Genomic DNA, 24,727 nt, shown 5'->3' with positions numbered 1-24,727 from the left:
CGCGACAAGACATGATTGGTCAAGGGGTGTTTCTCGCGCGATACTCGGTCCAAACCAACAAATAGGACTTACCCCATGACACACTCAAAAGTAGCCTTGATCACAGCAGGCGGCAGCGGCATCGGAGCAGGCGCCGCGCGCCATTTGTCCCAACAGGGATTTCACGTCGGCATCCTGTCCTCCTCGGGAAAAGGCGAAGCCTTGGCGAATGAACTCGGCGGAGTCGGTGTCACAGGCTCCAATCTTGACGGCGATGCGCTTCAATCCTTAGTGGATCAAGCGATGGCTAAATGGGACCGCATCGATGTGCTCATTAATTCCGCGGGGCACGGCCCAAAGGGACCTATTTTGGATATCAGCGACGATGAATGGCACCTCGGGATGGAGGCGTATTTGATGAATGTGATCCGTCCAACACGTCTTGTGACGCCGATCATGCAGTCCCAGAAAACTGGCTCAATCATTAATATCTCAACCTACGCGGCGTTCGAACCCGATCCGCTTTTCCCGACCTCTGGGGTTTTTCGTGCGGGCCTCGCGGCCTTCACCAAGTTATTTTCCGACAAATATGCGGGCGATCAGGTTCGGATGAATAATGTACTTCCAGGCTTCATCGACAGCCTTCCCGAAACCCAAGATCGCCGCGCGCGCATCCCAATGGGTCGCTATGGTTCGGTCAAGGAAGTCTCGGCCCTCATCGCCTATCTTGCGTCCGACGACTCTGCCTATACGACTGGACAAAATTTCCGGATTGATGGTGGGCTCACACGTTCAGTCTAAAGAAAATTCCCTTTGGGCGGATAATTTTCCTGCCCAAGGGTGGATATCGCTTTGAAACTGTCATTGAATGGGCGACAACGTTGAAAAACCCCCAGTATTTTGGGGAGTAGTAAGGTTGTAGTGACGCATGACGGAGATTTTTGAAGGGTTGAAGGCGGCTTTGCTTTTGCTCATCACCTTTGACAAAGACCTAGTCGATATCACTCTGCGCTCGCTTCAAGTTTCGCTTAGCGCGACGCTTATTGCCTCCCTTATTGCCTTGCCTTTTGGCACGTGGCTTGCAATTCGTCGGTTTCGATTGCGGCGCACGGCGATCGCAATGTTGAACGCGCTTATGGGGCTCCCGCCCGTCGTGGTCGGCCTGTTTGTCTACTTGCTGTTCTCACGTTCGGGGCCGCTTGGGGTGCTCGGATTGCTCTTTACGCCCACGGTGATGATCATCGCCCAAGTGATTATCATCGCGCCCCTTATTGCCTCCATTGCGCATCAAAGCATGCGCGAACTCTGGGCGGAATATCACGATCTTCTGATCTCGATGAACACATCCCCACGCCAGCGCATAGCGACACTTTTGTGGGATGGCCGGCGCGCCTTGTTGACGGCCTCTCTTGCCGGATTTGGGCGTGCCATTGGCGAAGTCGGTGCGATCATCATTGTTGGCGGGAATATCGACCACGTCACGCGGGTTCTCACGACGGCAATTGCTTTGGAAACGGGGAAAGGCGATTTTGCGCTCGCAATGGGGCTTGGATTTGTTTTGATCGGATTGGCTGTGGTGGTAAACCTTGCCATCCACGGGCTGACCCGCACCGAAAGGGAGGGGCGATGGTGACGTCTATTTTACCGTTAAACCTTAACGAGGCCGTGGTTTCGCGTAAGGGAAAACGCCTCATTGGTCCCGTGACACATGAAGTTTCTGGCCATGGGATCACGATAGTATTGGGGCCAAATGGCGCTGGAAAAACGACGTTTTTGCGCTTGATGCATGGCGTTGAGCGCGTATCACAGGGGAGCGTGAATTGGGCGCAACCTGTGGAGATCGCTGAAAATTCCCAGTCCTTCGTCTTCCAAAGCCCGATCATGCTGCGTCGCAGTGTTGAGCAGAATCTTATGTATCCTCTCGATCTGTGCAAAACTCCGAAAACGGAGGCCAAGGAGCGCGCACGAGAATGGGCCTCGCGCATTGGATTACTCGCGAAACTGGATCAACAGGCGCCGCGCCTATCTGGCGGGGAAAAACAAAAGCTGGCCCTTGCCCGTGCGCTTATTCGGCGTCCAGAAGTGCTCTTTTTGGATGAACCCTGTGCCAGCCTAGATGGGCATGCGACACGCGAAATTGAAAAAATCCTTCTGGACACGGCCGCATCCGGCACGCGTATTCTGATGGCGACCCATGACTTGGGACAGTCACGCCGTCTAGCAACGGATGTTGTATTCATGTTGTCGGGGCGGATTCACGAAACAGGCCCAGCCGCGCAGTTTTATGCGACACCAAAACACACTGAAACCAAAATGTTTTTAAACGGAGATATTGTAGAATGAAACCCATCGTTTCTTCGGGACTTGTCCTCTTACTGACAACCAGCGCCGCATTTTCAGACAGCATGAAGATGGCTGTTACGACGTCATTTCACAACTCCGGCCTGTCCGATATTTTGCTGCCAGCGATCAAAGAAGACCTTGGCTTTGACGTAGAATTACTCGTGGTTGGAACAGGGCAAGCCTTGCGTTTGGCCGAGGCGGGAGACGTGGATGCGATCCTTGTGCACTCCCGCAGTGCCGAGGAGAAATTCCTTGAGCAAGGCTATGGCACACACCGCCGCGAAATCATGTACAACGACTTCGTTTTTATTGGTCCCAAGGCAGACCCTGCCAAAATTGCAGAAGCAAAAGACGCAACCTCAGTTCTCGAAAATATTGCGACATCTGAGGACATTTTTGTGAGCCGAGGCGACGACAGTGGTACCCATAAAAAGGAACAATCCCTGTGGGAGAGTGCGGGTGTCGACCTAAAGGCTGGCGGCGATTGGTACCGCGAGCTTGGGTCTGGCATGGGGGCCACGCTAAATACTGCGGCGGGAATGGACGCCTATGTTATGTCAGATCGCGCGAGCTGGTTGAATTTTGGCAACAAAGCGGATCTTGAACTTCTGTTCGCGGGCGACCCCGCTTTATTCAATCAATACGCCTATATCCCTGTGAACCCCGAATTGCATCCGCACGTTAAATCCGACATGGTGGAAACATTGGAAGGGTGGCTCACGGGGGGGCATGCAAAAATGTTGATCGATGGCTACACCATCAATGGCGAGACATTGTTTACCTTCAATGCCTCCCCAATGTGATCGCTTCTCTCTAGACGATACCGCCTCCTGCACCACTCACTTGTGGACGTATTGCCGAGACTTGCGCGCGGTAGTTTGAGGCGCGGTAGGCGGCAACGGGATCGATTGCGCCTCCGGCTTCAAGACGGGCCATTGCAAGAATTGGCTCTACGTCGGTGCGGAAACCATGCTTAAGAGTTGTGGTTGCCATCAGCGCGTCATTGCTTTCTTGGAAGCCCTCAAGCGCCGCCCGATCCACCAAGAGCGCCTGCGCATAGGCGCGCTGAACTTCGGTGGCAGAAACCATAAGGCTTTCAATTGGGTCCGTCACATTATGGCTTTGATCGAGCATATGCATCGGGTTGAAGTCGGGATTGTTTTCCGCTTCGACCAACTCGTTGAACACAAGGAACAAACGGTAAGGATCAATGCTTCCCGTATCGAGATCGTCATCGCCGTATTTGCTGTCGTTGAAGTGAAAGCCGCCAAGTTTGTCAAATTGCGTCAACCGCGCGACAATCATTTCGATGTTCACGTTCGGCGCGTGGTGGCCAAGATCAACGAGGCATTTTGCTTTGTCGCCCATCTGTTGCGCGATCAAAAGGTTCGTGCCCCAATCCTGTACCACCGTCGAGTAAAACGCGGGTTCGTACATTTTATGCTCGGTCAGCAAGGTCCAGTCTTCGGGCAGCGCGTTATAGACCTGACGTGTGGCCTCAAGGTAGCGCTCAAATTGACGGGTGAAATTCGTCTGGCCGGGGAAGTTTGAACCATCGCCAACCCAGATCGTCAGGGCTTTGGACCCGATTTCACGTCCCAAGGCGATACAGGCGATGTTATGGTCAACGGCTTGTTGACGGGTGGCAGCATCGGTGTGCGAAAGCGAACCAAACTTATAGCTATGCTCTTGGTTTTCCTGATCCTGAAAGGTGTTGGAATTCATTGCGTCAAACGTCAGGCCAACTTCCTCAGCCTTGCTATTGAGGTCCGCCGCAGGCTGCGCATCCCACGGGAAATGCAGCGAGACAGAAGGGGTGGCGCGGGTAAGTTGGTGGATGACGCCACAATCATCAAGCTTGTCGAAAATATCGCGTGGCTCGCCCGTTCCAGGAAAGCGCGCAAAGCGAGTGCCGCCGGTGCCAACGCCCCAGCTCGGGACGGCCACGCCGTATTTCGCAACCTTGGATTTGATCGCTGCGATGACAATTCCGCGCCGATCAAGGGCTTCGCCAAGGGCGTCGTAATCTGCCTTGAGTTTTTCGTTTGCAGCATCGTTTGCTTGGGCGATGATATCAGATTTGATCATAAATTTGCTCCTTTAGCGGGTGAAGGCTTGGACATTGCCAGCATCCACATTGATGATATTGCCCGTCGATTTGGACGAAAGGTCGGAGGCAAGGAAATACGCGGCTTCGGCGATATCCTCAGGCAATACTGAGCGTTTGAGCATGGAACGCTCGCGATACATTTCCTCAAGCCCGCTTTTGTCGGTGCCGTAAGTGTCTGCGCGTTGATCGAGCCAATCGCCTTGCCAGATTTTGGACCCTTTCAGAACCGCGTCTGGATTGACAACATTTACTCGAATGCCGCTTGGCGCGCCTTCCAGTGCCAAGCAGCGGGCGAGGTGAATTTCGGACGCTTTGGCGGTGCAATAGGCCGAGGCATTGGGCGAAGCGGCCAAGCCGTTCTTGGAGGCGACAAAGACAATCGCGCCCCCCATTTTCTGCACGTTGAACACGTTGAACGCTTCACGGCTCACAAGGAAATACCCCGTCGAAAGGATCGACATGTTCTTGTTCCAAAGCTCGAGCGTGGTTTCCTCAATTGGGGCCGAACTTGCGATTCCCGCGTTTGACACCAGAATATCCACGCCGCCAAATTCTGCCGTAATCGTGGAATAGGCGTCAATCACTGCGGCCTCGTCGGTCACGTTCATATTGACCGTGCGCACGACATCTTTTGAGTATCGCTCTGTGAGGATCTCGGCGGTTTCCGCTAAGGCTGCGTCGTCGATATCCGCCAGCATCACGCAAGCGCCTTCGCGCAAATACCGCTCCGCCGTGGCTGATCCGATGCCCCCCGCGCCACCCGTTACAAGGGCGACCCGTCCTGCCAGCGATTTCGGTGTAGGCATGCGTTGTAGTTTGGCTTCTTCGAGCAGCCAATACTCGATGTCGAAGGCCTCTTGCTCGGGTAGGCCTTGGTACTCAGAAACCGCGTCCGCGCCGCGCATTACGTTGATTGCATTGACGTAGAATTCGCCAGAAATCCGCGCCGTTGCTTTGTCTTTGGCGAAGGTGATCATGCCAACGCCGGGCACAAGATAGACCACGGCATTTGGATCGCGCAGATCAGGGCTGTTGTCGTGTTTGCACCGTTCGTAATAGGCTTTGTAACCCTCGCGGTATTCTGTCACGGCAGCTTCCAAGCCAGCCAATGTTCTGTTGATATCGGGATTTGCTGGATCAAAGTTGACCACAAGCGGGCAGATTTTTGTGCGCAAGAAATGGTCGGGGCAGGAGGTTCCAAGGGCGGCCAAACGCTCCATATCGATGGCGTTTACAAATTCCAAAACCGCATCATTATCGGTGAAATGGCCGACCATATGCTGCTGGCCCGATACCATGCCGCGAATGGCTGGCATCAAACGCGCCGCTGTTGCGCGGCGTTGATCCGCCTTGAGGCTCCGGTGTTTTTCGCCCCCAAAGGCTGCCTTGCCCGCGGTTTCCTTGGCGAACCAATCCATCGCGGCTTGAATGATCTCAAGAGTTAGATCGTAGCAATCCCGAGCGTCATCCGCCCATGTGAACAGCCCGTGACTCTCTAGAATCACGCCCTTTGCGTCAGGGTTTTTGGCGCAGAAATCCGAGAGCCAAAGGCCCAATTCATACCCAGGTTTTTTCCATGGCAACCAGCCGATGCTATCCCCAAAAACCTTCTGTGTCAGTGCTTTGCTGTCTTTGGCCGCGGCAATCGCGATGATTGCATCGGGGTGCATGTGATCGACGTGTTTAGCTGGGACATACGCATGCAACGGTGTGTCGATGCTGGCCGCGCGCGGGTTCAGGTTGAACGTGCAATGGGGTAGGAGGCCGACCATTTCATCCTCAAACTCCACGCCGCGATAGATACCACGCAATGCATTCAGCTTTTCCATATAGAGGGTCGAAAACCCATCCATCTTGATTGAGCCAACATCGCCCCCAGAGCCCTTGACCCAAAGCACCTCGGCCATATCGCCTGTGAGCGGATCTTTTTGCATAACTTTCGCGGAAGTATTGCCGCCACCGTAATTGGTGATTCGTTTGTCCGACCCCAAAAGATTGGAGCGATAGAGCAGTTTTTCTGGCTCGGTCATCTTTGCGGAACGCTCCGCATCCCATTTGTTTTCAAGGCGTTGAAGGTCGGTGCTTTTGGTCATTGTTGTCTCCATGGACGACAGGAAAAGAGTTGATTAACTGAGGGTAATCTGACGGGAAGAAGCACTTAGGTCAATCACTTTCAGTCATAATCAATCATGCTGCAGTGCAGAATGATTGATTATGATAATTAATGATTGACAATTAGTCGCGACTCGCCGAACGTTAGAGCAACCCAAAGGGGAAGAAGTATGCACGAGAAAGACCGTCACCGCGTTATCCTATCCGCCGTTCAAGATCGGTCATTGCTGACCGTTGTTGATCTGTGCGCCTTGACGGGAGCCTCTGAGGCAACCGTGCGTCGGGACATCAATACACTCGATGAACAAAAGCGTTTGCGCCGTGTACGGGGCGGGGCCGAAGCTCTAACGGCGGCTCCCTTTGTGGGCCTTTCCGGTCGCCCCTATTCCGTGAATGAAACGATGAACAACGCGGCCAAACAAGCAATCGCGGCAGCGGCGGTGGACCTTTGCGAAGACGGAGAGCCGATCATCATTAACGGGGGAACAACCACGTTTCAGATGGTGCATCCGTTAGCGTCACGGCGGATGCAGGTCTTTACTAACTCCTTCTCCATTGCGGAACATTTGCTAAAGAATTCGCGCAATACGGTGATGCTTTCGGGGGGAATAATCTACCGTGAGCAAAATATCGTTTTGTCGCCTTTTGACAACGACGTGACACGTAATTTTTATGCGCGCCGTATGTTTATGGGGGCGCAGGGCATCGGCCCACTCGGTTTGATGGAGCAAGACCCCTTGCTTATCCAAGCTGAACAAAAACTGATCGGACAGGCGGACGAATTGATCGTTCTGGTCGATAGTTCCAAATTCGCAAACCGTTCCAGCCTTGTGCTTTGCCCGCTGAAACGGATCGATACTCTCATCACAGACGACGGCATCGACGACCGCACGGCGGCGATGTTGGAGGCGGCGGATGTGACACTAATCGTCGTGCCCTCGGGGACGGCGCAAAAAGAAGGGGTGGCTTCATAGCTTGCCCAATTTAACCACTCTTAAGGGAGGAAACCATGAGTGTACTTAAGAAACTAGCTGCTTCGGCGGTTATTGTCTCAGCAATGTTCGCAAGCCCCGTAATGGCTGCGGAAAATGTTCGAATCGCACTGGTCGTCAAGGCGCTCGGTATCGGCTTTTTCGAAGCTGCCGCAGAAGGCGCTCAAGAGGCCGCCGACGAGCTTGGCAATGTCGAGATCATCTATACGGGCCCAACAGACACAACAGCCGAAGGCCAAATTGAGGTCATTAATGCGTTGATCGCGCAGAATGTCGACGCGATTGCAATCTCCGCGAATGATACCGACGCCCTTGTGCCTGCATTAAAGCGCGCCATGGACCGTGGAATCACCGTCATCAGCTGGGATTCCGGCGTGGCAGCAGAGGGGCGTCAATTGCACCTCAACCCATCCTCGAACCCTTTGATCGGCAATATGATCATCAAGCTAGCTGCAGATCACTTGCCTGATGGCGGTGAAGTTGCACTGCTTTCGGCTACGACAACATCGACCAACCAAAATATCTGGATGGAAGAGATGAACAAAGTTATGGGCGACTATACGGGCATCGAAGTTGTTGCTACGGTTTACGGCGATGACCTTGCTGATAAATCCTACCGCGAGGCCACAGGCCTTATGCAATCCTATCCTGACCTCGACGCAATCATTGCGCCAACATCTGTTGGCATCGTTGCAGCCGCACAAGCTGTGGTTGACGCAGGAAAAGTTGGCCAAGTGAACGTAACCGGCCTTGGCTTGCCGTCGGAAATGGCCGGAGCCATCGAAAGCGGCGCGTCGCAATCCTTCGCGATTTGGAACCCAATCGATCTGGGCTATTCCGCAACAATGTTGGCCTATGAGTTGAGCCAAAATGGCGTTGTCGCTGCTCCCGGCGCGGAAATCCCCATGGGCCGCATGGGCAATTTGACACTTGATGACGCCAACGAAGGCGCGATGGCTGATCCGTTTGTTTACGACGCCAGCAACATCGAAGCCTTCAAGTCGATCTTCTAAGATTGCTTGCATAATCTGGTCTGGTGCGGGTGTCCTGCGCCAGACCCTTTCAAAAACCCCCTTCATTTCCGAAAGAGTGCCGACATGACAGAGCGTGCAGCACCAGCCAATACGCCCGTTGTCTCAATGGATGCCATCACCAAAACCTTTCCGGGCGTGAAAGCATTGGATCAGGTCACCCTTGATCTTTATCCGGGTCAAGTGACGGCTCTTGTTGGGGAAAACGGCGCTGGGAAGTCCACGACCGTCAAGATTCTGACAGGCATTTACCAACCGGATGGCGGCACAATCCGCATCAACGGCGAACCGATTACCTTCAGCAGCCCAAATGCGGCGTCCGACGCTGGCATTACGGCGATCCACCAAGAAACTGTATTGTTTGATGAGTTGTCGGTGGCTGAAAACATCTTCATCGGCCACGCACCGCGCACAAAATTTGGCCTAATCGACAAGGCCGAAATGCAACGTGCGGCGCAAATACTCCTCGACGAAATCGGCGCACCTTTCAGCACCAATGCACAGCTCCGCGACCTCGGAATTGCGAGCAAACACCTCGTTGCGATTGCCCGCGCTCTTTCTGTTGACGCGCGTGTTGTGATTATGGACGAACCTACAGCGGCCCTCTCTCATAAAGAGATTGAGGAGTTGTATGAGCTGGTTGAAACGCTCAAATCCCAAGGCAAAGCGATCCTGTTTATCAGCCACAAATTCGATGAAATTTTCCGCATTGCCGACCGCTACACCGTATTTCGCGACGGGACGTTTGTAGGCGACGGACTGATCTCTGACATCGACGAAAACGCGCTGGTCAAAATGATGGTTGGTCGCCCTGTGGAACAGATTTTTCCTGACCGCAAACACGATATCGGCGAGGAAGTTTTGCAGGTGGTCGGATATGCGCATCCAACGGAATTTGACGATATCGGTTTCTCCCTCAAGCGTGGCGAAATTCTTGGGTTCTACGGGCTTGTGGGGGCAGGGCGCTCGGAGTTTATGCAGTCGCTTTTTGGCATCACCAAGCCCACTAAGGGTGTGTGCAAAATCAATGGCAAAATTCGCGTCATCTGCTCGCCTGCGGATGCGGTCGCCAACGGGATCGTTTACGTGCCCGAAGATCGCGGCAAACAGGGCGCGGTGATCGGCCTGCCGATTTTCCAAAACATCACGTTGCCTTCGCTCAAACGCACCTCACGAAATGGCTTTTTGCAACTCGCCGAAGAATTCAAACTTGCGCGTGAATATGCAGAACGGCTCGATCTGCGGGCGGCCTCACTGGATCAGGACGTGGGCAATCTTTCTGGCGGGAACCAACAAAAGGTGGTCATTGCGAAATGGCTCGCCACTCAGCCACAGGTCATCATCCTTGATGAACCCACCAAAGGTATCGACATCGGGTCAAAAGCGGCGGTGCATGAATTCATGGCGGAATTGGCCTCGCAGGGACTTTCCGTTATTTTGGTCAGTTCCGAAATCCCAGAAGTGATTGGCATGTCCGACCGTGTGATCGTAATGCGTGACGGGCTGATTGCGACGGAACTTTCTGGTGATGATTTGCGCCCTGAAACCCTCGTACGTCATGCCGCTGGCATCTCTACGGCACCCCAAAATCAGGAGGCATAGGGCTATGCTATCTCGTAAAATTCCCGTGCGCGAAACTATCCTAGCGGGTGCCATTGGCCTCTTGCTTATCTTGGCCGCATCGCGATTTAGTGGCTTTGTCGCCCCTGCGAATCTTGCCAATGTCTTCAATGACACCGCCCCGTTGATTATACTGGCCTTGGGCCAAATGGTCGTTATCTTGACCCGTTGCATTGACCTCTCTGTCGCGGCAAATCTTGCGCTTACTGGTATGGCTGTGGCGATGATCAACGTGGCGTTTCCCGATTTACCCATTCCCGTTATCATCGCGTTAGCTATTTTTCTTGGCGCGCTCATGGGGGCGATCAACGGTATTTTGGTTTGGAAACTTTCGATTCCTCCGATCGTTGTGACCCTTGGCACAATGACGATCTTTCGCGGTACAATTTTTTTGATCTCAGATGGAAAATGGGTCAACTCCCACGAGATGAGCGCCACCTTTACCGGCTTTCCCCGCGCTGAATTCCTTGGACTACCGATCTTGTCGTGGGCAGCGATTTTGACGGTCGTAATCTTTGCCGTAATGATGGCGCGCACACCTTTAGGGCGGTCTATCTATGCCGTTGGCGGCAACCCCCATGCGGCGGTTTACACGGGCATCAATGTCGGCAAAACACAGTTCTTTGCCTTTGTGATCTCCGGCGCACTGGCTGGCCTCACTGGGTATCTTTGGGTGGCGCGTTATGCCGTGGCCTATGTGGATATCGCCGGTGGGTTTGAACTCGAAGTTGTGGCCGCTTGCGTGATCGGCGGCATTTCGATTGCGGGTGGGATTGGCTCGGTCGGCGGTGCCGTTTTGGGAGCCCTCTTTTTGGGGGTCGTGAAAAACGCGCTTCCTGTCGTCAATATCTCTCCGTTCTGGCAGTTGGCCATTTCCGGTAGCGCCATCCTGATCGCCGTGGCCTTCAACGCCAGTGCGGGCCGCACCAAAGGCCGCATCATCCTCAAATCAGCGGAGAAATCCACATGAGTGATACGTTAGCGCCCCTGCGCAATATCCCCGACCGCCTGAACAGCCGCGCTTTTCGCACGTTCCGGAGTTGGGAAAGCCTCCTGCTTGCCGTTGCAGTAGCCATTTTTGTGGTCAACAGCTTTACCTCGCCCTATTTTCTAAACGCTTGGAACCTGAGCGATGCAACGTTCAATTTCACCGAAAAGGCGATGATCGCTTTTGCAATGGCCCTGTTGATTATCGCAGGGGAGATTGATCTTTCGGTGGCCTCCATCATTGCCCTTGCAAGTACGGCAATGGGCTTGGCGGTTCAACACGGGGCTGGAACGCCTGAACTGGTGGCGATTGGCTTGACGGTCGGGCTTTTGTGCGGGGCGTTCAACGCGGTTTTTGTTACCGTTTTAGGCCTCCCGTCGATTGTTGTGACCATCGGCACTATGAGCCTGTTTCGCGGGATCAGCTATATTATTTTGGGCGACGACGCCTTTCGGGGCTACCCAACAAGCTTCGCATGGTTTGGGCAGGGCTATATTTATTGGGTCTTCACGGTCGAGATGCTTTTCTTCGTTATCATTGCGGTGATCTATGGCGTGTTGCTGCATAAAACCAGCTTTGGTCGCTCGGTTTATGCCATTGGTAACAATCCCACTGGCGCACTCTTTAGCGGCATTCGCGTGCAACGGGTGAAGTTCATCCTGTTCCTGCTTACGGGATTGATGTCGGGCGTGGCCGCGATTTGCCTCACGTCCCGCCTTGGGTCTACCCGCCCAAGTATCGCGCAGGGGATGGAGCTTGAGGTGGTCACCATGGTTGTTCTTGGCGGTGTCAATATCCTTGGTGGGTCTGGCTCCATTCCCGGTGTTGTTATCGCGGCTTTCGTCATGGGGCTTGTCACCTTTGGGCTGGGCCTGTTGAATGTGCCAGGCATCGTCATGTCGATATTCATCGGCCTGCTTCTGATCGGTGTAATTGCATTGCCGCGGCTATGGACTATGGCCGCAAGGGCGAAGAAACGATGAGCGAACGGTATGTTTTTCGGATGCGTCTAAACGTGGGAATGGCGAACGAGTATCAGCGCCGCCACGATGCCATTTGGCCCGAGCTTGTCGCGCTTTTGCACGAGGCAGGGGTGAGCGACTATAGCATCCATTTTGATGCGGAAACCAACCTGTTGATTGGAATACTCCTTCGCTCCGACGGGCATGGAATGGGCGCGCTTGCGGACCATCCCGTGATGCAAAAATGGTGGGCGCATATGGCGGATATAATGGAGACAGAGCAGGGCGGCGCACCAGTTGCCACGCCCCTCCCAATGTTGTTTCACATGCAATGACGAAACCGCGCCACATAGCCGTTATCGATATTGGCAAGACCAACGCGAAACTGGCGCTTGTTGATCTTTCGACCCTAAAAGAAATTGCTGTTGTCACCCGCCCCAATACCGTTCTGGCGGGGCCGCCTTGGGCGCATTTTGATACCGAAGGGCATTGGGAATTCCTGCTGGCCGCGCTCAAGTCGTTTCATCGTGAACACGGTGTGGGCGCGATTTCGGTCACAACCCACGGGGCGTGTGCCGCATTGCTCGATGCTCAGGGCGCCTTGGCAGCACCCATTCTTGATTACGAACATCCGATCCCCGCGGAAATTTCGGCGCGGTATGATGCCTTGCGCCCCCCCTTCTCGCAAACTGGATCGCCGCGCTTGGCTCACGGGCTGAACGTTGGCGCGCAACTCCTTTATCAGTTTTCTCAGGACCTAGATTTAAACGCGCGTACGGCGCATATCGTTGGGTATCCACAATATTGGGGACATCGGCTTACTGGTGTCGTGGCGAACGATGCGACGTCCATCGGTTGCCATACGGACCTATGGAACCCCCATAAATCCCAGTTTTCTGACCTTGCACAGCGACTTGGTATAGAACAAAAAATCGCACCTGTGCATAAATCCAACGATATCCTGGGCACGCTCTTGCCTGAAATCTCTATGGTCACCGGCCTACCAGCCAGCACCCCCGTGGTCTGTGGCATTCACGATTCAAATGCTTCTTTGTATCCGCATTTACTAACGCAAAAGACTCCATTTTCGGTTGTTTCAACGGGCACATGGGTGATTGCGATGTCCGTCGGTGGGGGGAGTTTTGCCAATGATCCCAGCCGCGACACCCTGATCAATGTGAATGCTCTCGGAGATATGGTGCCTTCTGCGCGCTTCATGGGGGGGCGAGAATTTGAGCGAATTCAGAACGGGCACCCCTTCGAGGCGTCCGAAAGCGACGAGCAAGCCGTGTTGTCAGGCGGAATCAAGTTGCTGCCGTCCGTCGAAAACGAAAGCGGGCCATATCAAGGGCACGAAATGCAGTGGCATGGCGGTGAACCCGCCGAAGGTTCAGGGGTGCGGGCGATTGCATTGTCCTATTATCTAGCCCTCATGACGCAAACCTGCCTTGACCTCACGGGGGCCAAAGGGCCAACCATCGTTGAGGGCCCCTTCGCGCGAAACGCGTATTTCCTCGACATGCTGGGGGCTGCGACGGGTCGCCCGATCTTTCGAAGTCTTTCAGCAACAGGCACGAGCTTCGGGGCCGCGCTTTTGTGTGGATCCTCAAGTGCGATACCTTCGCCGGATGTAGTCGCGGCGTCAAAACAAGTGGATAGCCTCACAGCATACGCGCAAGCATGGCAGCGTTTGACCTGAACACTGTCGATCAAGATCAGAAAATCTAGGCCAACACATCACAGTCGGTGGCTACGTCTTTATCATCGATATCCATCCTTTGGGATGATCTCTTCAAGTCCGGAAAAGATACTGGAAATACAACACTTAAAGTCAGTGGAAGTGAAGGTGCACTTGCGGTAAAAGGGGCGACAACGCCCTTTCCTTCAAATCTAGGAATATACATGTTCAATATTTCGACCGACGTACCCTATACGCGCTTTTTGGCTCGTCTGCATCAAAGCATGACATTTGAATGGTACATGGAGGTCGGGTGTCGAACTGGTCGAAGTTTTGCCGCGGTACGGGGCAAAACGATCGCCGTTGACCCATTTTTTAGAATAAAAAATGATGTAATTTCAGAAAAACCGGCCCTGCTCCTGCTTCAGAAAAAAAGTGACGATTTTTTTGCTAGCGGACTATTGGAATCCATTGGCGTGAAGCTAAGTTTTAGTTTTCTCGACGGGATGCATTTGATGGAATTTCTCCTGCGGGATTTCATGAACACAGAAAAAAACTCATTGCCGGGTGGCGTTATTGCACTTCATGATTGCTGTCCGTTCTCATTTGAAATGACAACGAGAGATGTCGAGAATGCACCACGAGATGCATGGACTGGGGATGTTTGGAAACTTATTCCGATCCTCAAAAAGCATAGACCTGACCTCAAAATTACCGTGCTGGGATGCAAACCAACCGGCCTCGTTTTTGTGCATAATCTGAACCCAGAATCCAAAGTATTGCATTCAAAATATGATGAAATCGTTTCGGAGTGGCAGGATCTTACTCTGGAAGAATATGGCGTCTCCAAATTCAATGAAACCTTCTCATACACACCATGTGAAAGCTTTGTCGACGGCGGGTACGGGATATTTGATAAGGTGCGACTTTCTGTAGATTCGGTCGCCAAACCAGAATTTGTATCGCCCTAAGCTTTTTTTCGATTTCGTCGAATTTCTGCAAGAAACTCGGAACGTTCGTCAGCGTTTAGCATTTTTTGGTCCGGTAAAACTCCGGCACGTAACGATCGCTCCTGTTCCTCCTGTGAGGGGGAAGCCCATGCGATTTTCGGATCAATGAGGGCTTCTGCCACCAGTCTTTCGTGAAGCGTGTTAAAATCCAACAGGGACACAGACAAATGGTCAGACCGGATTGGGGGCCAATAAATATCCGATATGGAGTTGATGATCGAGATTCTAGGGCCGGGGCGGGAGTAAAGTTGGTTGCTTATCAAATCAGGTAATTTCTCGCGTCTGTTGATGATCGCAACCTGTTGAAACCTTCTGCATATCAGCGAGTACAAATGCAGCGACGAAGATTCTGCAAAGATTAATTTCTCTGCACTTTGAAAGGTTTGTACCTGCTTAGTTATGCTGTGTTGTTCAGGTGCAAAAACTTCATACCCCTGTGCTTGGAGTAGTTTTTCAAGGTGCTCTTCACAAGCAAAGCGTCCGTATTTCGGGCCGAAATTAGAGCGGGTTACATAGATTTTTCGACCCTTGATCACAGGCCCTTTTGTCGGAAACTTTTGATCGATCCATTCAAAGAAGTGTTTCGTGCCATACCCGCTAAACCGCTCTCCAAACAAATCCGCAGATGTATAGATCTCCTCGAAGAAAAAGGGGCCCTTTGAGATGATAAATTCGTTTTTTATGCCAAAGGCGTCCAAGATAGGTTGGATATGTGGGTAGAGTTTTCGATTGGATTTCCTTTTGGGGAGAAAAACAATCCTGGTATTTTCAGGCAAATTACTAAGGGCCCAAAGTCGCCCTATCGAATTAAGTAAAATATGACCAAATTGTTCGGTAATAAGGCCAGCAAATAGGACCGGATCAGATATCGTTTTCACGTCTGTAGGAACATCGACTTGGGCTTGAGATGTGGTCATGAGTTGCGCTGAAATAACGTCACTATTGGGAAGCGCGTTAAGCTGTTTATCGTACAATCCAAAACGACGATGGTTCCGGTTGATGTCATCACCGGACAAGTAAAACCCCGAATGAGGCCCCGAGATTTCGGGGGGTGTCGTCGTTATAAACGGCTCTCCGGTGATTGCAGTCGTCGTCATATATAACGTGCCCTTCGTCAGGGTATTGGAACTGAGATTGTTCTTAACAAGCAGAAAACTTGTCTCGTTCGATTGGCTTCTTTATGCCAGTGCAAAAGCTGTGACGCAAGCGCCACATGTTCCTACAACGCACCGCCCGTCTAGCCATTAATAAGGTTGGATTCGTCGTGCAAAGGATCCCGTCTCCCCTCGCATGTTAGGCCGCGCTTCGTTGAAATGCCCAGGGGATTTTCCCGTTTAGTTGCGAATGCGGCCGCCATCTTTTTTTTGCAAATCCTCGATGTAAGCTCCCCGTTCTTGCTTTGGGGTCAATCTTGTTCACGCTATCAGACTGACATCCGTCCAACACTTCTGTACCCTCTCAGTATGTCCGTTTCACTTGGGTCGCTGAGGGCGTCAACGCAAAGTTTCCTTACGGAATTACTGCACAGCGGATCAGTGATGGGCGTGGTGATTATTGGGTGCTGATGCATCAGATCTGAAGAATAGCATTCTGCTAGAGCATCACTTCCTGCCCGGCGATCTCAAAGCTCAAATCGAAACCTTTGTCGCGCGCTAGCGATCCTCCTTGACCAGCTGGTGGCGCATGCATCACTAGAGAGGGGTGAGAGTCTGAACAAAGTCTAACCCGCCGACGGCTACTTCCGACGCGAAAAACACATTCTACAACAAAGTAAAAGGATCAAGCGTAAATCGCTCGAAGCGCGGCGCTTGCATCACCGCTAGCGCGCCGGATAATGAGACCAACCAGATGAGCCGAATTCCCTCTTAGTTTAGGTAGCTCTTGGTTCCAAAAAAAACTGACGACGGACATCCCCGGATTGGCCATTCGTTGAACGCGACGATGTCTTTATACAAAGAGGTTTCACCGCTCGGAAAAGTTTTTTTCAAAAACAGCTTAGTGGATGGTGGAGCGCTTACGGCATTTCCATGGGCGTACAATTTGGTTCAGATGGCTCTTTGGATGACGTTCATGTTGCTATGAATTAAGTGTAGTTAGTGTCGCCCGCGAAGCAATTTTGTGATGGCGAAGAACGGCCCTGATGGTGTTTAGAAATGGCGTACAAGTGAAAGCAGTTCCGAATCCGGCCTCTGATATTTTGCCACTCGATAACCACTTCGTTTACAGAGCAGGCCTTCTTTCAATTTGCCTAAGTCCAATGTGGGAGCAGGACGAATGCACAAATGATCAGTCATCTTTTTTGGAGTATTCGTTTCAATTGCCAATTCGTAGGTAGTGTTTCCCTAATTCCAAACGGTCAAGTAAGCGCGCTGGAAAATCTCCTCTACAATGTAGGATTTGACCTTAATTCAGATCATTAGGTTTGTCTCAGGGTGGCTTAAGAAAAAATGAATCACATTATTGGATACAATGCGGGTTCAAAGCCAATTCGCATTTCTATTAAGGTGGTGGTTTTATTTGGTAAACTATTGAAGTATTGGTAGCGGAGGAGGGACTTGAACCCCCGGCACGCGGATTATGATTTGGTCCGAAGATCGCCACCAGACGCCACATATACCCACGCTGTACCACATCAACTCTTTGGCTTAGTTGGATTCCTGCACGGCAAGCTGCCACCTACGCCCACGTTCCGCCATACTCAACCACACGCCCCTTTGTAACCCATACGCTACCCAAGCTTGGATGGCATTACGCTTCGCGCTTCCTCGTCCTTCCTTCTCTTGGCAAAAGCCGCTTCTCCGGCGGCACGTGCATCTGAGATGTGGTGCCAATCACCCGAAAGCATCTCCCCTAGGATATTGACCGAATATACATCCTTCTCAGTGCCCGAGTGATTGGCGCGCTTGATGATGCGTCCAACGGTCTGATCTCTGAAGAAAGCCCTTACAATAGTTGGCGCACCCCGCTGGTATTTTTCCCAAGCAAGAAGGCCGGTGATATCGAACCTTTCGGCTGCCGGACGATCTGCTTCAAAAGCGTCCAGTGCATTAAGTACCCTACGCGCGTCAGGGCTTTCAGGTGATTTCTGGATCGCGTTCTCAGCATTCCGTTGAAGCCTTGCTCGCGCGTTTACATCCATTGAGGGAATTTGTGCGATGATCTTGTCTATATGGCTCATGGTTCTCTTCCCCTTTGTTCAAATTTTCAATGTGCCGGCATGTCGGTTCCACCGGCCTGCCAGACGGCGGGCGGCCTGAAAACCTTCCTCAACCGCCGACACTTGGGCGTCGACGCCGTTCGTGACATAGCGTTGCGCTTGGTTCACTCTCGAATTGGTGGCCCCCACATCTCAACCAAGCGGGCAACGACTTCCCGAGCAGGCGCATTCACCCATTCTGTGCCACCATCCCCAAAAGGATCGAATAGGCTTCGCGCCGTATCCTCTTGTTTCGTCGCTTCTTGAACTGAAACAGCTTCCCAAGCTGCTGCGCGTTTCAAAGGCTCGGTCATGTCAGTGTTGCGGCTCAAACGCTTTTTCAAATCTCGCGTGTGGCCGATTTTGCAAACATCCATCTGACTGTCACGGTAATGTACATAAACAAAGCAGCAAGGATCAGGCACGACGAAGTGCCCAGATGCAGTTTCTTCGAACAATTCGCGAAGGCTGCCAATCGTCCCCTTCTGCCTTTTTTCCAGATAACCACTTTCAAGAGCAATACTACATGCTTGAACAAGGGCGGCACTACGACCTTTGGTCAGCTTAAGATGTGGAACGCGGTCAATCACAGTGACGGACTCTTTGATACGGGCCATCAGTTCATTCTCCTTTTACCTATTCAGAAACTAGGTTGATTTGGACTTTCCAAAGTGAATTTCGTTCAATGACAGTGTATAGCATTGAGTGCCCTTTGACGAAAAATCTGGCGCTGCAACATCAACTGGTCAAAATAAAGGAAACTGTTCGGCCTTTTGCACAGAATGTTTGCGAGTATGCTTAGCTGCACTGGTCTGTCTTGCGTTACGTACCTGATCGTTCCTTAAATTTTACTCCCGTGAGCTGTCCTGCATCATACTTTGTCGGGACCGATGAGGCATTCATCCTGCGAGAGCCAGCCAGGCGAGCAGCGTTAGAAAAAACACCACCATCAGAAAGGTCGCCAACAGCATTAGCGAATGAATCGAGCTTGCAACGACCGGATGAAAAAGTAAAAGCACTCCGGCGGAGATCAAGACGAACAGAGATAGGAAGGACCACATAATCGGATTGCCTCAGTTGGTTGTTGTATCGGAACGCTGAATGGCAACTCGGCGCTAGCCTCTGTCCCCTGACGGTCCATTTATGGCAGCCTGGCTCATCGCTGCAGACCGACACCCTCGGAAAAATAGCCACTCCTATGGCAAGGCGCGCTCATAAGCGATCTGCCAATCTGGATGCCAACGATTAATCCGCCGATCCCTAGTTTTCTGCAGGTGTGCCGCCGACATTGCCTCCCGGCTAAGGGCATCTTTCATCCAATCAGTAGGTGGCTCCACGTCTCGTCCAGAAAGAAAGGCCTCGACGATTTCGGATCCCCAAACAAAATTCCGAGCCTGCTCCGACTGCATCTTGTTGCTGATGGCAGCTATAGACAAAGCACTGCCGTATCCAGCAGGGCTCGCCGGCAAAGGTGCTGGTAAATCACCGATCCCATATCTTGAATACGCTCGACTGATCCATGGACCGACGTGTTTTGCATCCTGTTCGGAAAGAGTATTCGCTCCGGCAATCTGCATTCTCATCATGTTTTCCCAGGTCACCGCCGGAAGGTCTGGCGCAATGTTCTTTGCAACTTCGGTCATGTCATCACTAAGGAGAAAGATCGCTTTACGACGGATGTACCGATCCATTGAACGCAGCATGGTGTAAGCTCGAAGCTTGTCTGCATCCTTCTCAACTGGCTTGACGCCCGGGCGCTTGACCTCAAACGAAACAATACCCGGACCGTCGCCATCTTCGAAATAAATCACGATATCCGGTATGAGAAACCTACCATTTACCCCTGGATGGTGTCCACGCTCGACCGCCTCTTCGCATGCATATGCCCAGGTTATAAAGGTTATTTCTCCAACTACCCGCATTCCGGTAGCCTCGATGAGTGGCCGCATTGCGCCAGGAAACATTGACCAGATTTGAAACAGGCCGGGCGTCATGTTGTCCTCGGTTCCCCAGTGATAGTAACCGCGCCCACCCCGCGCTGTATTCATTGTATGATCGCCCCAAAGACGTCGCAGGATGTGATAGTCTCTTGAGGTTTTTGATGGGGGCAGCACAGGCGTCACTTGCCACCAGAATTGCGCTTCGCGATATTTAGATTTACTCATGTGATAGGTCCTTCGGAGTGGGATTGTTTGCTTCAGAGTCGCTTCTCCAGCGACGCAACAAAGCATTGCTGTGTCGCTCTCTCGTGGCGTGCCAATCGGCCTGCAGACGTGCAGTTTGCTTTTGCAAAGAATCGATTTTTAATTGCAAAGCTTTTTCGATACTGCCGTCGTGAAGGGAGCTCTCAATGGAGGTCGCAAAACTGCGATCTGGGAAGTTCAACTCGTAGAGTGGCGGTGACTTTTTTTCGGCGGTATCTACCGTCGGCCACGGACACTCAGGCCACACATGGGCTGGCCCAAAGTCCCCATTCCATGGAGCCTCAAGTTTCAAATCCTGCGCAAACCAGTGGCGCACATCAGCCGCTTCTACAGGCGTAAAACAAATATACTCTGTACTAAACACCGTTTCCCCAGGTGTTCGCACAGGATCTTTGTCGAAAATCCAACCGGTAGTTTCGGGATAGCGTTCGGTAAGTTGATACTGTTGTGGCCTCTCCTGCGGGAAATTCAATCGCCAATCCGTTCCATCCTGTGCACAGATCCTAGGAAAGCGATACTTACCGTCGAATTCGGTAGCTAAAAAGATGAGGGAATCGAGGTCAATCATGTGCCCGTTTTTGATTTGATGCCGGCCAGCGAAGGGGTGAGCTTCGTCGAACTCCACCTCTACGTATGGACGTGATTCAAGATTGCCCTCAAAGCCGCCGCGTCCATCGGGTACAATGGCTAGACCAACTTCACGATAGAAGAACAAGTTACCGTACGCCCTTTCAAGTCCCGGCGCATTTTCCGGGAAAAACTCCGGAGGCATCCTAGCAACATCTTTGTAGCGACGGTTTTCATCATCGTCGAGGGGCCGCAGCAAAGCGTCGGGGGCCAGTTCAAACTCCATGGTTCCGACAGCATAGGGCACGCGTAAAAGGGGCACTGAAGGAAGCGGAAACATCGCTTCAATCTCGGTGCCGTAATATCGGTCACTTGGCGAGCTTATGAACTTCAGTTGGTCCATGTAAAAACCCTCACAGGCCACAAGTCGTTTTTCGAACATGTCCCAACGACAGCTCATTCGGTCTATCACCTCGAAAGTCTCGGCTAGCCCGTTAAAGCTTCCAAGCTCTGCACACAGTGCATTAAGTAGGATCGCTAGTGTCTCAGCGGGGCGGTCGTCGAGCGGAGCGACATCCAGATCGTTTTGTGTACGAGACCAAATCGAGAAATCACGGATCATATTTATCTTCCAATCGTCTGCGTTTGCACCGCAATGCTCTGCCGCAACAGTGATGCCAACAAAATAGGGTTCGAGCGACCTATGTGGAGTGCTTTTATCTTTGTATTTTTCCGTCAGATCCTGCGTCTTCGGATCTTCTCCGCGCCGAAGTTTCCAGTTGCTCAGGCGGAATTCCTGACGTTTCCCATGCGGTCTTTTTAGACGCGCCAAGACTCTATCCTGAAAGACTTCTTTTCTAAGACCCTCCTTGTTGGCCTGGCTCCAGGCGCGTGTAAGATGAAAAGCGGCTTTCAGTCGGTCCCCTGAGCGGAGCTTTTCGCCTGATTGCACCGCTTTTTGCTCCAATGCTCGAAGCTTACGAACATCTGCGTCGCGCTGTTCAATTCTTCGCTGTTCTCTATTATTGTTGTCCATTGGAGCCTCTCAAAATTTCCGGCGGTAGCGCCGCCCGGTAGCGCCTTTATGCAAGGGCATTACAGTTACGATCTGTGCAGTATTGTCGCTCCAGATTAGCGCATAGCGACCAAGCCGATCGTCGATGTTTAGGGTAATTGATCGCCGTCGGCTGACGCGTAACAGGCGGCAGTTGCTTCCAATAGGTCGATCAACATCTGCGTGGGTCAGAAGCGCATTGACGAAGTTCTTCGTGATACCGCGTTGGGCTGATCTCCTGTTACTGTGGCTAGAGTGTCTCATCAGGTTCTCCCTTTCGATAGATTAAAGGATGCCCCGTTCCCAATTTCAATTCGAGACAGATTCTGATATTTTGTTATCAAATTTCTGACTTACTTAAGCATTATTTTCTGTATTTTTTTCTGCCCCTTTGATTATGGTGGACAGTTATATCAACCTTTCTAGACCGTCGCCGCGCCGAAGTGGTCATGAAAGGGTCGATAAACCTTCTCTAAAGCATTCTCCGACGGATCATCTTTGGCTCTCACCAAGGGCACTCGAATTGCTCCGCCGAATATTTTCGATTCGATCAATGGCGGGCATACAGCTGAAACTTCACTTGAACGGCAAATAGGGAAATCGCCACACCCTGCCACATCCCGCCACATCGGATACGGTGACAAACCTCTGTTTTTCAGAGATAATCTTCCATTGTCACCCATGAGATTTGGTGAAGGAAGGATTATGTATCTTGTATGAAAAAGAAACTCACATCTCGCTACATTGACACCGTGACGGCCCCCGGCCCGAAACGGCTTGAAGTCTATGACCTGATGCTACCGGGCTTTGGTATCCGTGTGTCAGTGACTGGTGGTAAAACGTGGTTTTGCTCAACGCGTGTCGATGGCCGAATTAAACGTATCAAGATCGGCACCCACCCCGCTGTCGGGCTTTCAGATGCCCGTGACCAAGCAAAAAGCATTCTGCATAACGCGCAGCTCGGTATTGAACCACCGGAAGCGTCACTGACATTGGGCGAAGTGGTTCCGATGTTCATCACGCTTTATGCCAAACCCCGTAATCGCGGCTGGTGCGAACAGGAACGTCTGCTGGATCAGAAATGGGCGCCGCTTTACAAAACACCAATTTCCCAAATCAAGCGTACCGACGCTGTCCGCATTCTTGATGACATCGTTGCTGGTGGTGCACCGGGTCGAGCCAATCACGCATTGGCCGTTCTAAAGAAACTGATGAACTGGTCGCTTGATCGCGGCATGATCGATGTGAACCCCATCGCTGGCCTGAAACCACCGTCAAAGTCCAAAGCGCGTGATCGGGTATTGACCGAAGCTGAGCTGTCCAAGTTCATGGACGCTGCCAAAGCTGAGGCATACCCCTTCGGATCAATTCTTCAGGTTCTTCTGCTAACCGGACAAAGACGCGGCGAAGTATCCGAAATGAAATGGTCGCATATTGATTTTGAGACTGCGATATGGACCATTCCTGCCGAGCGCGCCAAAAACGGTCTGGCGCATGATGTGCCTCTGTCATCTGAAGTAGTGTCCATTCTACGATCCCTGCCGCGCTTTGCTGGGTCTGACTTTGTATTTACCACAACCGGTACGACGCCGGTGTCTGGCTTTGGCCGCGCTAAGGCCCGTATCGATGATGCAATGGGTACAAGTGACTGGTGGGTGCATGATCTGCGCCGCACTGCTGCGTCTGGTATGGCGCGCATTGGTGTCTCGCCGCACATCATCGAAAAAGTGCTTAATCATAAGTCTGGGATAATTTCAGGTGTGGCAGCGGTCTATAACCGCTACTCTTACGCTGAGGAAAAACGAGAGGCACTGGAACAATGGGCAGGCCACCTGATCCAATCAACTATACAGGGTTCCCGGGAATCTGGAGACAAATCCGATCCCACCATGCGGAGCACTACAGATCACGGCTCCGGGTTGCCGCGAATCTGATTGGGTTCCATCTTTTTCCTGTTGGCTGGTCATGGGATGAATACCCGGCGCTGACAGACGATGACAGTTGTCCCTACGAACGCTCTGCCATTAATGCAGTCCTAAGGCTTTGCCCGGAACTTCCGTTCGAAAGCAAATCACCCCGGGTGGGCGGGAATGCAGCGCGATATCGAAAATTCCATGCGGAGCAATTTCTAAGGGAGGTATTGGATCGCCGGATCGCCCAGGTCTTTGAGGGGCGACTGGCGGAACCACGTGCCCCAAAGGAATTTGGCAAACCCGAAATGCCACTGGATGACAAGGATCGCCGCTTTATTCGTGTTCCTTCCTCCGAAGTTGGGTTCCGAATGTACTCTCGACGTATCTGCGAGATAGATGCGGGACGCTTATGCGAGCATCTTATCAAATGCAACGAAACCGCAGGTACTAAAGCAGCATACGAATGGTCAACTATTGAACTTTGGCTACGCCGGTCGATTGAGAGCAAAGGCTTGACTCCCAAAAAGGCTTGTCGCATTCGGATGCTTCAAGAGTGGTACACGCACCAAGACAGTTCTGAAATTGAGGAACCGCCCGAGAAACGATGTCGAGAAATCCTAGACTCACTTTACACCGAGTACGGATACGTCGAAAAAACACCGTTAATTCGGCTTTGAAAGGGGCATGCATCCCGCGTCATTGTTACACAAATCGTGAAATCAAAGGACGTTCCATGCAGCCAACTGAATCTCAAAGCCGAACACCCAAAATACTTCTAGGTTATGAGGATTTGAAAGTGCTGGGTGTTTCGTATTCACGCGAACACCTGCGGCGTTTGGAGGCGGCAGGGCATTTCCCTCTACGGATTCGGCTCAGCCCAGGTCGCATCGCGTGGAAACTCATTGAAATCGAAAAGTGGATCGAAACCCGGCCAGTTGGAATTAGCAGTACCGATTTCAGCGAATAGG

At 52.1% G+C, this 24,727-nt stretch carries 23 protein-coding genes; 15 read left to right on the top strand and 8 right to left on the bottom strand.

Annotated features, from left to right (window positions below; all coding sequences use genetic code 11):
- The first annotated feature begins 75 nt into the window (after nt 1-75).
- The 4 genes from AB9F26_RS09390 to AB9F26_RS09375 all read left to right on the top strand — a co-directional run bounded on the left by AB9F26_RS09390 (nt 76) and on the right by AB9F26_RS09375 (nt 3,125).
- On the top strand, nt 76-780 hold the full coding sequence (locus tag AB9F26_RS09390) for an SDR family oxidoreductase (protein ID WP_335586509.1): 705 nt from the start codon (nt 76-78) through the stop codon (nt 778-780).
- 127 nt (nt 781-907) lie between these two features.
- On the top strand, nt 908-1,612 hold the full coding sequence (locus AB9F26_RS09385) for an ABC transporter permease (RefSeq protein WP_369758029.1): 705 nt from the start codon (nt 908-910) through the stop codon (nt 1,610-1,612).
- Complete coding sequence (locus tag AB9F26_RS09380; RefSeq protein ID WP_335586507.1) at nt 1,606-2,322, top strand: ATP-binding cassette domain-containing protein; 717 nt, start codon at nt 1,606-1,608, stop codon at nt 2,320-2,322. Before AB9F26_RS09385 ends, AB9F26_RS09380 begins: the two co-directional genes overlap by 7 nt.
- Nucleotides 2,319-3,125, top strand: a complete 807-nt coding sequence (locus tag AB9F26_RS09375) for a substrate-binding domain-containing protein (RefSeq protein WP_369767876.1) — start codon at nt 2,319-2,321, stop codon at nt 3,123-3,125. Before AB9F26_RS09380 ends, AB9F26_RS09375 begins: the two co-directional genes overlap by 4 nt.
- 10 nt (nt 3,126-3,135) lie before the next feature.
- Here AB9F26_RS09375 and rhaI read toward each other — a convergent pair whose 3' ends face one another.
- Complete coding sequence (gene rhaI, locus AB9F26_RS09370) at nt 3,136-4,410, bottom strand: L-rhamnose catabolism isomerase (protein WP_369767875.1); 1,275 nt, start codon at nt 4,408-4,410, stop codon at nt 3,136-3,138.
- Between the two features lie 12 nt (nt 4,411-4,422).
- Nucleotides 4,423-6,525 (bottom strand): bifunctional rhamnulose-1-phosphate aldolase/short-chain dehydrogenase, encoded by a 2,103-nt coding sequence (locus tag AB9F26_RS09365; RefSeq protein ID WP_369767874.1) that lies wholly within the window; start codon nt 6,523-6,525, stop codon nt 4,423-4,425.
- 189 nt (nt 6,526-6,714) lie between these two features.
- On the opposite strand from AB9F26_RS09365, the gene AB9F26_RS09360 reads away from it, so the two are divergent.
- The 8 genes from AB9F26_RS09360 to AB9F26_RS09325 all read left to right on the top strand — a co-directional run bounded on the left by AB9F26_RS09360 (nt 6,715) and on the right by AB9F26_RS09325 (nt 14,786).
- Nucleotides 6,715-7,518, top strand: a complete 804-nt coding sequence (locus AB9F26_RS09360; RefSeq protein ID WP_335586503.1) for a DeoR/GlpR family DNA-binding transcription regulator — start codon at nt 6,715-6,717, stop codon at nt 7,516-7,518.
- A 35-nt stretch (nt 7,519-7,553) separates the two neighbouring features.
- Nucleotides 7,554-8,549 (top strand): rhamnose ABC transporter substrate-binding protein, encoded by a 996-nt coding sequence (gene rhaS / locus AB9F26_RS09355; protein WP_335586502.1) that lies wholly within the window; start codon nt 7,554-7,556, stop codon nt 8,547-8,549.
- Between the two features lie 84 nt (nt 8,550-8,633).
- Entirely contained in the window at nt 8,634-10,169 is a 1,536-nt protein-coding gene (locus AB9F26_RS09350; RefSeq protein WP_369767873.1) for a sugar ABC transporter ATP-binding protein, read from the top strand.
- A gap of 4 nt (nt 10,170-10,173) precedes the next feature.
- Complete coding sequence (locus AB9F26_RS09345; protein WP_369767872.1) at nt 10,174-11,157, top strand: ABC transporter permease; 984 nt, start codon at nt 10,174-10,176, stop codon at nt 11,155-11,157.
- Nucleotides 11,154-12,158, top strand: a complete 1,005-nt coding sequence (locus tag AB9F26_RS09340; protein ID WP_039004490.1) for an ABC transporter permease — start codon at nt 11,154-11,156, stop codon at nt 12,156-12,158. Before AB9F26_RS09345 ends, AB9F26_RS09340 begins: the two co-directional genes overlap by 4 nt.
- On the top strand, nt 12,155-12,472 hold the full coding sequence (locus AB9F26_RS09335) for an L-rhamnose mutarotase (RefSeq protein WP_335586500.1): 318 nt from the start codon (nt 12,155-12,157) through the stop codon (nt 12,470-12,472). The genes AB9F26_RS09340 and AB9F26_RS09335 overlap by 4 nt, the downstream gene beginning before the upstream one ends.
- Nucleotides 12,469-13,836, top strand: coding sequence for an FGGY-family carbohydrate kinase (locus tag AB9F26_RS09330; RefSeq protein ID WP_369767871.1), 1,368 nt, complete (start codon nt 12,469-12,471; stop codon nt 13,834-13,836). The genes AB9F26_RS09335 and AB9F26_RS09330 overlap by 4 nt, the downstream gene beginning before the upstream one ends.
- Nucleotides 13,837-13,883: 47 nt before the next feature.
- Nucleotides 13,884-14,786 carry a hypothetical protein gene (locus tag AB9F26_RS09325; RefSeq protein WP_369767870.1) on the top strand — a complete coding sequence of 301 codons (903 nt, stop codon included), beginning with the start codon at nt 13,884-13,886 and terminating at the stop codon, nt 14,784-14,786.
- Here AB9F26_RS09325 and AB9F26_RS09320 read toward each other — a convergent pair.
- The 6 genes from AB9F26_RS09320 to AB9F26_RS09295 form a co-directional block, all read right to left on the bottom strand.
- Nucleotides 14,783-15,922 carry a glycosyltransferase 61 family protein gene (locus AB9F26_RS09320; protein ID WP_369767869.1) on the bottom strand — a complete coding sequence of 380 codons (1,140 nt, stop codon included), beginning with the start codon at nt 15,920-15,922 and terminating at the stop codon, nt 14,783-14,785. The two genes, AB9F26_RS09325 and AB9F26_RS09320, sit on opposite strands and share 4 nt — an antisense overlap.
- A gap of 1,631 nt (nt 15,923-17,553) precedes the next feature.
- A complete protein-coding gene (locus AB9F26_RS09315) occupies nt 17,554-18,003 on the bottom strand; it encodes a hypothetical protein (RefSeq protein WP_369767868.1) in 450 nt (149 codons plus the stop codon).
- An 18-nt stretch (nt 18,004-18,021) separates the two neighbouring features.
- Nucleotides 18,022-18,150: a hypothetical protein gene (locus AB9F26_RS09310; RefSeq protein ID WP_369767867.1), complete on the bottom strand. Its 129-nt coding sequence runs from the start codon at nt 18,148-18,150 to the stop codon at nt 18,022-18,024.
- Nucleotides 18,147-18,638, bottom strand: coding sequence for a GIY-YIG nuclease family protein (locus tag AB9F26_RS09305; RefSeq protein ID WP_369767866.1), 492 nt, complete (start codon nt 18,636-18,638; stop codon nt 18,147-18,149). The genes AB9F26_RS09310 and AB9F26_RS09305 overlap by 4 nt, the downstream gene beginning before the upstream one ends.
- 579 nt (nt 18,639-19,217) lie before the next feature.
- Nucleotides 19,218-20,186, bottom strand: coding sequence for a hypothetical protein (locus AB9F26_RS09300; RefSeq protein WP_369767865.1), 969 nt, complete (start codon nt 20,184-20,186; stop codon nt 19,218-19,220).
- A complete protein-coding gene (locus AB9F26_RS09295; protein WP_369767864.1) occupies nt 20,179-21,828 on the bottom strand; it encodes a hypothetical protein in 1,650 nt (549 codons plus the stop codon). Before AB9F26_RS09295 ends, AB9F26_RS09300 begins: the two co-directional genes overlap by 8 nt.
- 734 nt (nt 21,829-22,562) lie before the next feature.
- Between AB9F26_RS09295 and AB9F26_RS09290 the strand changes: the two genes are divergently transcribed.
- From AB9F26_RS09290 to AB9F26_RS09280, 3 genes are all read left to right on the top strand, one after another.
- Nucleotides 22,563-23,780, top strand: a complete 1,218-nt coding sequence (locus tag AB9F26_RS09290; RefSeq protein ID WP_369767863.1) for a tyrosine-type recombinase/integrase — start codon at nt 22,563-22,565, stop codon at nt 23,778-23,780.
- A gap of 206 nt (nt 23,781-23,986) precedes the next feature.
- Nucleotides 23,987-24,436: a hypothetical protein gene (locus tag AB9F26_RS09285; RefSeq protein WP_369767934.1), complete on the top strand. Its 450-nt coding sequence runs from the start codon at nt 23,987-23,989 to the stop codon at nt 24,434-24,436.
- Complete coding sequence (locus AB9F26_RS09280) at nt 24,364-24,726, top strand: helix-turn-helix transcriptional regulator (RefSeq protein ID WP_369767862.1); 363 nt, start codon at nt 24,364-24,366, stop codon at nt 24,724-24,726. Before AB9F26_RS09285 ends, AB9F26_RS09280 begins: the two co-directional genes overlap by 73 nt.
- Nucleotide 24,727: the final 1 nt, after the last annotated feature.

This window comes from Falsihalocynthiibacter sp. BN13B15 (assembly GCF_041205415.1).
Lineage (GTDB): Bacteria > Pseudomonadota > Alphaproteobacteria > Rhodobacterales > Rhodobacteraceae > Falsihalocynthiibacter > Falsihalocynthiibacter arcticus.
The sequence above is the reverse complement of the archived record's forward strand: the minus strand, read 5'-3'. Positions and strand labels throughout refer to the sequence as shown.